The sequence below is a fragment of the Duganella hordei genome (genome assembly GCF_040369125.1).
GTDB lineage: Bacteria > Pseudomonadota > Gammaproteobacteria > Burkholderiales > Burkholderiaceae_D > Rugamonas > Rugamonas hordei.
On record NZ_BPWI01000010.1, the window covers coordinates 131,669 to 144,949 of the forward strand.

At 65.8% G+C, this 13,281-nt stretch carries 8 protein-coding genes; 5 read left to right on the plus strand and 3 right to left on the minus strand.

All coding sequences use genetic code 11. The features are described 5' to 3' along the window. Window positions 1-15: 15 nt before the first annotated feature. The 4 genes from recC to ABWW33_RS22050 are packed head-to-tail and all read left to right on the plus strand — an operon-like array spanning window position 16 to window position 9,982. Window positions 16-3,420, plus strand: coding sequence for an exodeoxyribonuclease V subunit gamma (gene recC, locus ABWW33_RS22035; RefSeq protein WP_353403774.1), 3,405 nt, complete (start codon window positions 16-18; stop codon window positions 3,418-3,420). Continuing rightward, on the plus strand, window positions 3,417-7,166 hold the full coding sequence (gene recB, locus ABWW33_RS22040; protein ID WP_353403775.1) for an exodeoxyribonuclease V subunit beta: 3,750 nt from the start codon (window positions 3,417-3,419) through the stop codon (window positions 7,164-7,166). The genes recC and recB overlap by 4 nt, the downstream gene beginning before the upstream one ends. Then, window positions 7,156-9,123: an exodeoxyribonuclease V subunit alpha gene (recD, locus tag ABWW33_RS22045; RefSeq protein ID WP_353403776.1), complete on the plus strand. Its 1,968-nt coding sequence runs from the start codon at window positions 7,156-7,158 to the stop codon at window positions 9,121-9,123. The genes recB and recD overlap by 11 nt, the downstream gene beginning before the upstream one ends. A 28-nt stretch (window positions 9,124-9,151) precedes the next feature. Then, complete coding sequence (locus tag ABWW33_RS22050; RefSeq protein WP_353403777.1) at window positions 9,152-9,982, plus strand: SDR family NAD(P)-dependent oxidoreductase; 831 nt, start codon at window positions 9,152-9,154, stop codon at window positions 9,980-9,982. Window positions 9,983-9,997: 15 nt separating this feature from the next. Here ABWW33_RS22050 and ABWW33_RS22055 read toward each other — a convergent pair whose 3' ends face one another. The 3 genes from ABWW33_RS22055 to ABWW33_RS22065 form a co-directional block, all read right to left on the minus strand. Then, entirely contained in the window at window positions 9,998-10,870 is an 873-nt protein-coding gene (locus ABWW33_RS22055) for a serine hydrolase (RefSeq protein ID WP_176651352.1), read from the minus strand. Window positions 10,871-11,092: 222 nt separating this feature from the next. Then, complete coding sequence (locus ABWW33_RS22060) at window positions 11,093-11,314, minus strand: TOBE domain-containing protein (protein WP_019919846.1); 222 nt, start codon at window positions 11,312-11,314, stop codon at window positions 11,093-11,095. 95 nt (window positions 11,315-11,409) lie between these two features. After that, window positions 11,410-12,432 carry a sulfate ABC transporter substrate-binding protein gene (locus ABWW33_RS22065; RefSeq protein ID WP_353403778.1) on the minus strand — a complete coding sequence of 341 codons (1,023 nt, stop codon included), beginning with the start codon at window positions 12,430-12,432 and terminating at the stop codon, window positions 11,410-11,412. A 300-nt stretch (window positions 12,433-12,732) separates the two neighbouring features. Here ABWW33_RS22065 and ABWW33_RS22070 point away from each other — a divergent pair, with 300 nt between their 5' ends. After that, a complete protein-coding gene (locus ABWW33_RS22070; protein WP_176651350.1) occupies window positions 12,733-13,278 on the plus strand; it encodes a GNAT family N-acetyltransferase in 546 nt (181 codons plus the stop codon). The last annotated feature ends 3 nt before the right edge of the window (window positions 13,279-13,281 follow it).

A 13,281-nucleotide genomic window follows, 5' to 3' on the forward strand; every position in this document is an offset into this window, starting at 1 on the left:
CTCACGAAGAGCCCTATGCATTCGAGCATCACCCCCGGCCTGCTGATTTTGCACGGTAATCAAATGGAGCAGTTGCGCGCCGCCGTGTTCCAGTGGCTGCGCAACCATCCGCTCGGGGCGCTGGAATCGGACATCTTCCTGGTGCAGTCGAACGGCGTGGCCGAATGGCTGAAGATCGCGCTGGCCGAGGAAATGCGGGTCTGCGCGGCCACCCGTGTGGCGCTGCCTGCACGCTTTCTGTGGGAAACCTATCGCGGCATGCTGGGACGCGACCGCGTGCCGGTCCGTTCCGCCTTCGACAAAGGCCCGCTGACGTGGCGCCTGATGCGCCTGTTGCCCACCTTGCTGGCCGATCCCGTGTTCACGCCGCTGCGCCATTTCCTGGCCGACGGCGAGGCGGAGCGCCGGCTGCAGCTGGCCGAGCGCCTGGCCGACTTGTTCGACCAATACCAGGTCTACCGCGCCGACTGGCTCGACGATTGGGCGCATGGTCGCGATCAGATGCGCAACGCACGCGGCGAAGCCGTGCCGCTGCCGGAAGACCAGCGCTGGCAAGGCCAGTTGTGGCGCTCCGTCATCGCCGACGTCGAGCCGCACGAGCGGGATCTGGGCCGGGCCACCGTCCACACCGAATTCGTGCGCGCCAGCGCGGCCGGCGAAGCGCCGCTCGGCCGGCTGCCGCGCCGCATCGTCATCTTTGGCGTGTCGGCGTTGCCGTACCAGAGCTTGCAGGCGCTGGCCTCGCTGGCGCGCTACACGCAGGTGGTGCTGGCGGTGCCGAACCCTTGCCAGTTCTACTGGGGCGACATCATCGAAGGCCGCGACCTGCTGCGTTCCGCGCATCGCCGCCAGCAGCTGCGCAACGGCCAGGACCTGGGCGCGATTCCGCTGGAGGAACTGCATGCGCACAGCCATCCGCTGCTGGCCAGCTGGGGGCGGCAGGGCCGCGACTTCATCCGCATGCTGGACGAGTTCGACGAAGCCTCGGCCGTAGCAGCCGCCGAAAGCGATGACGTCGCGCCCCTGCGCATCGACCTGTTCAGCGAAGGCGAGGGCGATACGCTGCTGTCGCAGGTGCAGGCGGCCATACGCGACCTGCTGCCGCTGTCCGAACACCCGCAGGTCCCTCCGCCGGACGACGACCGTTCGATCGAATTCCACATCACCCACAGCGTGCAGCGTGAAGTCGAAGTGCTGCATGACCGGCTGTTGAAGATGTTCGCCGACGACGGCAAGCTGCGTCCGCGCGACGTGGTGGTGATGGTGCCGGATATCGACACCTTCTCGGCCGCGATCCACGCGGTGTTCGCGCAGTATCGCCGCAGCGATCCGCGCTACATTCCGTTTGAGATCGGCGACGTCAACGACCGCAGCGTCAATCCGCTGCTGGTGGCGCTGGAATGGCTGCTGCGGTTGCCGCAGCAGCGCTGCCGCCAGAGCGAAGTGCGCGACCTGCTGGACGTGCCGGCGCTGGCCGCGCGTTTCGGCCTGAGCCAGGACGATCTGCCGACGCTGGGTTTGTGGATCGAAGGCGCCGGCGTGCGCTGGGGGCTCGATCCCGAGCACCGCGCCGGTTTGGGCCTGGGCGCGGCCGGCGTGCAGAATTCGTGGCTGTTCGGCGTGCGCCGCATGTTGCTCGGCTACGCCAGCGGCGACGGCGAGGCCTTCGCCGGCATCGAACCGTTTTCCGAAGTGGGCGGGCTGGATGCCGCGCTGGCGGGATCGCTGGCGCAACTGGTCGAAGCGCTGCTGCACTGGCGCGAGGTGCTGGCGCAATCGCGCTCGCCGGCCGAGTGGGGCGTGCAGGCCCGCGCGCTGCTGGCGGCTTTCTTCAAGGCCGGCGAGGAGGGCGACCGCCTGACGCTGGCGCAGCTGGACGATGCGCTCAACAACTGGCTGGAAACCTGCGAAGGCGCGGCCTACGACGAAGCGGTGCCGCTGGCCGTGCTGCGCGAGGCGTGGCTTGGCCTGCTGGACGAACCGACGCTGAACCACCAGTTCGTTTCCGGCGGCGTCACCTTCTGCACGCTGATGCCGATGCGCGCGGTGCCGTTCCGCGTGGTCTGCCTGCTGGGCATGAACGACGGCGACTTCCCGCGCCGTGCGCCGAAGGCCGACTTCGACCTGCTGTCGCAGCCGGGCATGGCCCGCCCCGGCGACCGCTCGCGCCGCGACGACGACCGCTACCTGATGCTGGAGGCGCTGCTGGCCGCGCGCGACAAGCTGTATATCAGCTGGGTCGGCCGCAATGTCCGCGACAACAGCGAACAGCCGCCGTCGGTGCTGGTGTCGCAACTGCGCGATTACCTGGTCAACGGATGGCAGCTGGACCCGCACGCACGCACCACGGAACACGCTTTGCAGCCGTTCAGCCGGCGTTATTTCGAGGCCGGCGGCCTGCTGACCTATGCGCGCGAATGGCGCGAGGCCCATGGCGACGAGATTGCCGACGGCGCGAACGCCGAGCTGCCGCCCTACGAAATCGATGACAAGTACCGCCTCAAGCTGTCGACGCTGACCAATTTCATGCGCCAGCCGGCGCGCTTCTTCTTCCGCCAGCGCCTGGGCGTGATGTTCGGCGACGCGGCGATGGTGGGCGAGGACGAAGAGCCGTTTTCCCTCACCGGGCTGGAACGCTATCAGCTGGAAGACGAGATGCTGGGCGGCGACGCGGAGGATGAGGACATCGGGCAGGTCTACGACAAGCTGACCGAACGCGCGGAAGAACTGGTGCGCAAGGGCGTGCTGCCGATAGGCCTGATCGGCCAGCAATACCGGCATCAACTGGTGGAAGCGCTGGCGCCGGTGCGCAGCGCGTGGCTGATCCTGCGCCAGCACTATCCGCTGCCGGCGCCCAAGGTGGCGCTGAACCTGATGCTGGCCGGCGTGCCGCTGGACGACTGGATCGACCAGTTGCGCAGCAACGGCAGCGAGACGGTGTGGCTGACGCAGATGTCGTCCAAGGTCACCGACAAGCAGGGCAAGCCGCGCGGCGACAAGCTGATCGCGATGTGGCTGCGCCAGCTGGCCGTGGCGGCGGCCGGCCTGCCGGTCAGCGGCTACCTGGTGGCGCGCGACGCCATCGTCACCATGAAGCCGCTGCCGCAGGCAGAGGCGCAGGAAGCCCTGCGCGAGCTGGTGTGCCTGTGGCGCGACGGCATGAACCGGCCGTTGCCGACCGCCTGCAAGACCGCGCTGTCGCTGGCGCAGGGCGGCGATCCGCGCGCGGTGTATGACGGCGGCTTCGAGATCTCCGGCGAAAACGATGACCTGTGCCTGGCGCGCCTGTGGCCGGATTTCGCCGCGCTCAGCGCCGAACCGGATTTCGCCGATGTCTCGCAAGCGCTGTATGGCCCGCTGGCCGACTGGCTGGAACAACAGATTACGATAGCCGCGATAGCCGGCGAGGACGCAGCATGAGCAGCATCAGTATCACCGCCAACCAGCTCGATCCGCTGACCTTCCCGCTGCACGGCTCGCGCCTGATCGAGGCCAGCGCCGGCACCGGCAAGACCTGGACCATCGCCGCGCTGTACGTGCGGCTGGTGCTGGGTCACGGCGGAGAGAACGGCTTCCGCCGGCCCTTGCTGCCGGCCGATATCCTGGTGATGACCTTCACCCGCGCCGCCACGCGCGAGCTGTCGAACCGCGTCCGCGAGCGGCTGGTGGAAGCTGCGGCCTACTTCCGCGGCTACGCGGCGATGGGCCTCGGCGGCGGGCATGACAGCTATCTGGACGCCATCCTCGAATCTTACCCAAGCCACGCCGAGCAGCAGCAGGCCGCGCACCGCCTGATGCTGGCGGCGGAAACGATGGACGAAGCGGCCATCTTCACCATCGACGCATGGTGCCAGCGCATGTTGCGCGAGCACGCCTTCGACAGCGGCAGCCTGTTCGACGAAGAACTGGTCAGCGACGAGCAGGCCCTGTTCGAAGACGCCGCGCACGACTACTGGCGCCAGCAGGTCTATCCGCTCGACGCCGTCGCGCTGGATGCGCTGCTGTCATGCTGGGGCGACGTCGGCGCGTTGAAGAAATCGATACGCGAGTTGGTCAAACGCGCCGACATCATCGGCGAGGCCAGCACCGACACCCTGGCCGGGCTGATCGCGGCCGTGCAGCGCGAGCAGCAGGCGCAGTTGGCTGGCCTGAAGGCCGGCTGGGTGGAGCGCGCCAACCGCATGGAACAATGGATCGCCACGGAACGCGTGCTCTCGCCCAAATGCTTCAATGGGAACAAGATGCGCGCCGAGTCGCTGGCCAGCTGGTTCAACGGCTTGCGCGCGTGGGCCGGGGATGCCGCCATGGTCATGCCCGACATTTCGGACACCGCCTGGAAACGCCTGACGCCGTACGGCCTTGAAGACGCCTTTTTGAAAGGCTACACCGCCGTCATTCCCGACGACTTCGACGCGATCGAGCCGCTGAAAAGAGCGCTGGACGACATCGAACCGCTGTCGCACGCGCTGTACCGCCACGCCGCCGCCGCCGTCGCCAGGCGGATGGACGAGCTGAAGAAACGCGGCCGCCAGTTCGGTTTCGCCGACATGCTGGACCGCCTGAACGCCGCGCTGCAAGGCGAGAACGCCGCCGCCCTGCGCAAGCGCATCACCGACCAGTATCCCGTGGCGATGGTCGACGAATTCCAGGATACGGCGCCGAACCAGTACCAGATCTTCAACCTGCTGTACCGCGTGGCCGACGACGACGCCGAAACAGGCCTGTTCCTGATCGGCGATCCGAAGCAATCGATCTACGGCTTCCGTGGCGCCGACATCCACAGCTACCTGTCCGCCCGCCGCGCCACGGCCGGCCGCCATTACCAGCTGGGCACCAACTACCGTTCCACCAAGCCGGTGGTGGAGGCGGTCAATCATCTGTTCATGCATGCCGAAGGCCAGCCGGCGGAAGGCGGCTTTGGACGCGGCGCGTTCCGCTTCCGCGATCCCGGCACGCGCGACAATCCGCTGCCGTTCGAAGCGGTCGGCGCCAAGGGCCGCGATGAACGAATGGTCAACGCCGACGGCGACGTGCCGGCGCTGGTCATTGCTTGCAGCGCGACGCAGGATTTGAAGGCGGACGGCTATCGCGAATTCTTCGCGTGGCACTGCGCCGAGCAGATCGTCGCGCAGCTCAACGACGAACGCGCCGGTTTCGATGGCCCCAAAGGATTTGTGCGCCTGCAGCCGGCCGATATCGCCGTGCTGGTACGCGACCGCAAGGAGGCGTCGGCCATCCGTCGCGCGCTGCAGCGGCGCGGCGTTCCCAGCGTCTATCTGTCGGACAAGGATTCGGTGACCGACAGCGAGGAAGCTGCCGATGTGCTGCGCTGGCTGTCCGCCGTCGCCAGCCCGCTGGACGGCGCTCTGGCGCGTGCCGCCTTCGCGACCCGCACCACCGGCCTGCCGCTGGCGGAGCTGGCGTTGCTGTCGTCGGATGAACTGGCGTGGGAAGCGCGCGTCGAGCAGTTGAAGGCGCTGCATATCGTCTGGCAGCGGCAGGGCGTGCTGGCGATGCTGCGCCGCTTCATCCACGAGCTGAAATTGCCGGCCGCCTTGCTGCAGCAACCGGGCGGCGAGCGCCGCCTGACCAACCTGCTGCACCTGGCCGAGCTGCTGCAGTCGGCCAGCCGCCAGCTCGATGGCGAACAGGCGCTGATACGCTGGCTGGCCGAGCAGATCGAAGGTGGCGAGGGCGGCGGCGACGAGCGCGTGCTGCGCCTGGAAAGCGACGCGGAGCTGGTCAAGGTCGTCACCGTACACAAGTCGAAGGGCCTGGAATATCCGCTGGTGTACCTGCCGTTTGCGGTTACTGCGCGCAAGGTCGAGCGCCGCAACCGCAGCTTCTTCGAATTCAGCGACGAAGACGGGGTGCGGCAGATCGACATGGCGTTGACCGATACGGCGATGGAGCTGGTCGAACGCGCGCGCCTGCAGGAGGATTTGCGGCTGCTGTACGTGGCGCTGACCCGCGCCCGCCATTTCCTCTGGCTGGGCGTGACCGCGCTGGCCGCGCGCAAGGCGGGTGACAACACGCTGCACGAATCGGCGCTGGGCTACCTGCTGACCGGCGGCGAGGCGCTGCCGTCAGACCTGATGATGGAGCGCTGGGGCCATGCCTGCAAAGGCTGCGACGGCATCAGCATCGAAACGCTGGACATGGCGATGTCGCAGTTCACGCGCCTGAGCCGCATCGAGGAACGCCCGCCGTTGCTGGACCCGCAGCAGTACACCGGACGCTTCGAGCGCGATTGGTCGGTGGGCAGTTTCAGCTCGCTGGCGCGCCGCACCGGACCGACCGGCACCATCGGCACCGCCGTGGATGCGCCGCAGGCGCCGGTGCCGCGCGACGGCCTGCAGGAAAACCTGCTGGAGGGCGCCGACCTGCCGGCCATGACGCTGGCGGGCCGCGTGGAAGACGCACCGTGGCATCGCTTCCCGCGCGGTTCGGTGCCGGGTAACTTCCTGCACGAGCAATTGGAGTGGATGGGGCAGGAGGGCTTCGCCATCGTCAACCACGAAACGTTCGAATCGCGCCTGACGCGGCGGGTCGAGCGCGCCGGCTGGGGCAATCGCCTCGACGACACGCTGACCTGGCTGCGCGAGATCGCCGGCACCACCTTGCCGTACCTGGATGCGCCGCTGAGCGCCATCGAATCGCCACTGCCGGAGATGGAATTCTGGTTCCCCAGCGAGCGCCTGAGCACCGGCGCGCTGGACGGACTGTGCGCGACGCATCTGCTGGGCGGCGTGGCTCGGCCCGCGCTGCCCGAGCGCCAGCTGCACGGCATGCTGAAAGGCTTTGCCGACCTGGTGTTCGAGCACGAGGGCCGGTTCTGGGTGCTGGACTACAAATCCAACGCGCTGGGTGCCGGCGACGCGGCCTATCACCAGCCGGCACTGGTGGCGGCCATGGCCGAGCACCGCTACGACATTCAGGGCGCGATCTACATGCTGGCGCTGCACCGGCTGCTGCAAAGCCGTCTGGGCGACAGCTACGATCCCACCGAGCACTTGGGCGGGGCGATCTTCCTGTTCTTGCGCGGCATTGCGAACACGCAGACGCGAGGCTGCTACCTGATCGAACCCGATCCCGAATTATTGGATGGACTGGACCGTTTGCTGGACGATACCGGTGCGAAGCACGAGGCGGCACATGAGCATTGATACCTCCGCAGCGTTGCTTGCGCAAGTCGACACCTATACCGAGAACGGCCAGCTGCGCCGCTTGAGCGGAGCGTTTGCGCGCTTCATCGCCAGCGTCGGCACCAGTTCTCCGCCGCAGTTGATGGCGGCCTGCGTGCTGCTGTCGGAACTCGAAGGGCGCGGCCACAGCTGCCTGATGCTGGACGAACTGGCCGCCGATCCCTCCGCCCAGCTGGGCTGGACCAGCGACGAGTGGCGCGCCTTGCGCGACACCGCCGGCGCCTGGCCCAAGAATGCCGCCGCCTGGCGCGCGCTGCTGGCCGGCTGCGATCAGGTGTGGCCGGTGGGCGACCTGGATTTTCAGCAGCCTCTGGTGCTCGACGGTGAACGGTTGTACCTGCGCCGCTACTGGCGCGACGAAACGCTGGTCGCCGGCGCGGTACTCGGCCGCACGGCCGCGTCCAGTACATTGCCCGACGTGGCCGACATGCGCCGCTGGCTGGACATCCTGTTCCCGCACGCTCCGCGCGGCGGCGCCACCGACTGGCAGAAGATCGCCTGCGCGGTCGCCATGCGCGGCAAGCTGGGCATCATCACCGGCGGCCCCGGCACCGGCAAGACCTATACCGTCGCCCGCTTGCTGGCATTGCTGTTCGCCACGGCCGGCGAACGCCAGTCAGGCCTGCGCGTGGCGCTGGCCGCGCCGACCGGCAAGGCCGCCGCGCGCCTGAAGCAATCGATCGATTCCGCGCTGGACGACCTGGCTGAAAAAGTCGGCTCGACGCTGCCGCTGCGCGAACTGGCCAGCCGCATGGGCGCCGCCCGCACCTTGCACAGCCTGCTCGGCGCGCGGCCGGACACACGCGCCTTCCAGCACCACGCCGGCAACCAGCTCGACGTCGACGTGCTGATTGTCGACGAGGCGTCGATGATCCACCTGGAGATGATGTCCGCGCTGCTGGCGGCCTTGCCCACGTCGGCCACGCTGATCCTGCTCGGCGACAAGGACCAGCTGGCGTCGGTGGAAGCGGGCGCCGTGCTGGGCGATCTGTGCCACAACGCCGAAGCCGGCGCCTACGACGCGGAAACCCTGGCCTATGTGCAGTCGTGCACCGGCCAGCAGATACCGGACAGCTACGCCGGCAACGGCGGCGCGATCGCCCAGCAGACCGTGATGCTGCGCGAGAGCCGCCGCTTCGGTGGACCGATCGGCCAGTTGGCGCTGGCCGTCAACGCCGGCGACGCCGCCGCATCGGTCGACGTGCTGCGCAACAGCGAGGACGGCAAGGTGGCCTGGATCGATCCGGCGCTGCCGTCCGACCTGCTGCAACTGGCGCTGGCGGGCCGTGCCGGCGCCGCCGGCGGCTACCAGGCTTATTTGAAAATGATCAAGGCCGGCGGCCCGGAAGGCGACGACGTCGCCCATCTGGCCTGGGTCAAGTCGGTGCTGACGAGTTTTGAAACCTTCCGCATCCTGTGCGCCGTGCGCGAAGGCGAGTGGGGCGTGGCCGGCTTGAACGACGTGATCGAGCACAGGCTGCAATCGGCCGGCCTGCTGCGCCGCAGCGGCGAATGGTATGTCGGACGGCCGGTCATGGTCACCCGCAACGACTACGGCACCGGCGTCTTCAACGGCGACATCGGCCTGACCTTGCCGGATCCGGCACGCCCCGGCGCGTTGCGCGTCTATTTCTCGGAAGGGGAAAACGTGCGCAGCGTGCTGGCCACGCGGCTCAGGAACGTCGAGACCGCATTCGCCATGACGGTACACAAATCGCAGGGCTCGGAGTTCCAGCACACTGTGCTGGTGCTGCCGAAAGACAGTGGCGGCATGCTGGCGCGGGAGCTGATTTACACCGGCATCACGCGCGCGCGCGACTACTTCACATTGCTCACGCCGAACGGCCAGGTGCTGCTCGACGCCATCGCACAACGCACCCAGCGCGCCAGCGGCTTGCGCGGGCTGCTGGGGAATTAAACATAACTACACTACAGGAGAACACAGCATGACATTGAAACTCGACGGCAAGGTAGCCCTGGTCACCGGATCGGGGCGCGGCATCGGCCGCGCGATCGCCCTCAAACTGGCAGGCGAAGGTGCGCGCATCGTCGTCAACGATCTGGACGAGGCGCCGGCGCAGGAGACCGTCGAGGCGATCCGCGCGGCGGGCGGCCAGGCGGTCGCCTGCGTCGGCAGCGTGATGGCGGCCGACTTTGCCGAGCGCTTCATCGGCACCGCCGTCAGCCAGTTCAACGGACTCGACATCATCATCAACAACGCCGGCTACACCTGGGACAACGTGATCCAGAAGATGAGCGACGAGCAGTGGCAGGCGATGCTGGACGTGCACCTGACGGCGCCGTTCCGCCTGCTACGCGCGGCGCAGCCGGTGATCCGCGCCTACAGCAAGGCCGAGGCCGAGGCCGGCCGGCGCGTGGTGCGCAAGGTGGTGAATATCTCGTCGGTGGCCGGCCTGTTCGGCAATCCGGGCCAGGCCAACTATGCGGCGGCCAAGGCCGGCATCGTCGGCATGACGCAGACGCTGGCCAAGGAATGGGGACGGATGAACGTGACGGTCAACTGCGTGGCCTTCGGCTTCATCAAGACGCGCCTGACGTCAAGCACCGCCGACGCCGCCACCGCCAATATCGACGGCCGCGACATCAAGGTCGGCATCAACGCGGACATGCTGGATGTACTGGAGCGCAGCATTCCGCTGGGACGCGGCGGTACGCCGGACGAGGCGGCCGGCGCCGTGTACCTGTTGTGCATTCCCGAATCCGACTACATCAGCGGCGAGACGCTGATGTGTACCGGAGGCCTGACCGGGTTCTGAGCGTGGTCCGTGCGTTCAGGCCGCGCGGCGGGTATGCCGGGCGGCTTTGGCGTGCTTCTTGTGGCGCGTGGCCGAGACCGTCATGACTTTCGGTTCGCCCTCCGGACCCGCGACAAAGCGGCGGATATTGAACGCGTCCATCAGACGGGCCGAGTTGGCCTTGGCGTTCAACAGCACCAGCGTGGCGTTCTTGCCGGCCGATTTGAAGCGCATGATCAGGCAACGGCCGGCTTCCTCGGTGTAGCCGGTCTTGGACAGGCCGACATCCCAACCCTTGGCGCCAACCAGGCGGTTGGTGTTGTGATACTCCACCTTGCGACCCTTGATGTTGATGATGTCCTTGGTGTCGGTGGTGATGCGGCGGATGTCCGGATAGGCGGAAGCGGCGGTGGCCATCTTGACCAGGTCGGTCGCGGTCGAACGGTTGTTCGGCGACAGGCCGGTCGGCTCCTCGATCACGGTCTGGGTCAGGCCCAGCGCCTTGATCTTGGCGTTGACCGCCAGCTTGAACGCGGCCGGGCCGCCCGGATAGGTACGGGCCAGCGAGGCGGCGGCGCGATTATCCGACGACATCAGCGCCAGTTGCAGCACGTCGCGGCGGGCGATCTCTGCGCCGACCGGCACGCGCGAGGTGCTGTGCTTGAGCATGTCGACGTCGGTCTTGTCGATGCTGATGGGCGCGTCCATGTCCGGCTTGGAGTCCAGCACCACCATCGCGGTCATCAGCTTGGTCAGCGAGGCGATCGGCACCTGGACGTTGGAATTTTTTTCGAGCAGCACTTTGCCGGTGTCGTCTTCGACCACCAGCACCGACTGCGAACCGAGTGGTACCGCGAGCGCCGCCACGGTAAACGAACTCAGCAATACGGCGACAATTTTCTTGAGCATTTTGGGTATTCTTGGGAAAGAGGAGTTATCGGGCGTCAAGAATTGACGCTGCGCAAAACTAGTCTAGCTATGCGGCAATATTTCCTAAGGATAGAAGATAACATTAAAGTGGTTTCTCGTCTATTGTATGTAACCTACGGATTCCACTATTTTTGTACCCAGGAATGCAAAAAGCCCCGAAACGGGAGCGTTCAGGGCTTTTTGGCGACTGCGGCGGCAGTTTTAGCTGCTTATTTTCGCTATGGAAACTTCTGTGGACTTCACCAGGGCGATCACTTCGCTGCCCACCTTTAAGTCCAGATCGTGGATCGAGCGCGAGGTGATCACCGAGGTGACGATGCCGTGCTGGGTTTCCACATCGACTTCCGAGACGACCGGTCCAAAGATGATTTCCTTGATTTTGCCCCGGAACTGGTTACGTACATTAATTTCAGAGATGGCCATCGTGCTTCCTTGTCTGTTGATACTGCGCTGGTTGATCCTGCGCTTCCAGATTAAGGGCATTCCGGCCGCTTGCAAACGAATCGATACGACTATCCTTATTTGTTTTGGTAAATCTTGTCGAATTCGCCGCCGTCGTCGAAGTGCTTCTTCTGCGCCGCTTTCCAGCCGCCGAAGACGTCATCCACGGTGAACAGGCTGATCTGGCGGAAGTTGGCGTTGTACTTCTTGAACGCGGCTTCCGAGCGCGGACGGAAGTAATGCTTGGCGATGATGTCCTGCGCCTGCTCGGTGTACAGGAAGTTCAGGTAGCCGGTGGCCTGCTTGCGGATGTTCTTGCGGTCGACCACCTTGTCGACCACCGCCACCGGCGATTCAGCCAGGATGGAAATCGACGGGTAGACCACCTCGAAGTTGTTGCCGAACTCGGCACGCACCAGGTTCACCTCGTTCTCGAAGGTCACCAGCACGTCGCCGATCTCACGCTGGGTGAAGGTGGTGGTGGCGCCGCGGCCGCCGGCGTCCAGCACCGGCACGTTCTTGAAGATCTTGCTCACCAGGTCGCGCGCCTGCGCTTCGGTGCCGCCTTTTTTCAGCACCGAGCCCCAGGCCGCCAGATAGGTGTAGCGGCCGTTGCCTGCCGTTTTAGGATTCGGGATGATGACTTTCACGCCGGGCTTGGCCAGGTCGGCCCAATCCTTGACCTGCTGCGGGTTGCCCTTGCGGACCAGGAACACCATGGTCGAGTAGAACGGCGCGGCGTTGTGCGGGAATTTCTTGGTCCAATCCTGCGCGACCAGGCCCTTGTCGGCCAGCATGTCGATGTCGTTGGCCTGGTTCATCGTGACGACCGCCGCCTCCATGCCGTCGGCCACCGAGCGGGCCTGCTTGGACGAGCCGCCGTGCGACTGGTTGACGTTGATGGTCTCGCCGGTGTTCTTCTTCCAGTCCGCCACGAAGACCGGGTTGATATCCTTGAACAGTTCGCGCGCGACGTCGTAGGAGGCGTTCAGCAGCACCGTTTCCGCGGCGTTGGCCTGCAACGGCAGACCCAGCATGACGGCGGAGGCGGCCAGGAAGGACGACACGATCAGGCGGCGGGCAGGATTTTTGTTGGGCATAATGAGCTTTCGTAATAACAGTCACCCATGGTGTAAAATTTCGGCCGGAAAAGATACGAATTTTTCGTAATATGCTTAGAAGGTATGGTTCACACCGGGTTTCAGTGGAAACCGCATAACGATTTTTGAAAACATTCGTGGGCAAAAGCAGGGCCGGCCTCTAGGCTTAGCTCAGGCTGTGACGGTCAAGCGGGCGCGCCCGCAACGACTTTCGCAGCTTGGTGTATAGTCGGTTTCAGGCACTGAAGAAGGCGTAGATAAGCGCTTCATTTTTGCTATCGGGAATATTTGTGAGCGTACATGGGTCTTGAAATTCGGAGTCTGGAAATTCGTACCGCCGTTGCGGCCGATGCGGACGCGGCATGCACTGTTTTGCGTCGGTCGATCTCGGAATGTTGTGTGCAGGATCATAAGAACGATCCCGCCATCCTGGACGCGTGGCTGGGCAACAAGACACCGCAGATGGTGGCCAACTGGTTCGGTTCGCCAACCAATTTTTCGCTGGTCGCGGTCAGCGAAGGCGCGGTTGTCGGCGTCGCGCTGCTGACGGGGGCCGGCAAGCTGGCCCTGTGCTACCTGCTGCCGGAGGCGCGCGGCCAGGGCGTCGGCAAGGCGCTGCTGGCGCGTGTGGAGGAGCAGGCCTGCAGCTGGGGCGTGAAGGCGCTGCAGCTGCACAGCACGGCGACGGGGCAGGACTTCTTCGCCCGGCGCGGCTATGTCGACGCGGGCAAGGTCCGTTCGCCGTATGGCGTGGAAACCGTGTTCTACTGGAAGCAGCTCGACGCCAGCGCCGAGGCGCCGGACGGCACCAAGCGCAAGCGCTTCTGCAACTGTAATTCAGTCTGATCT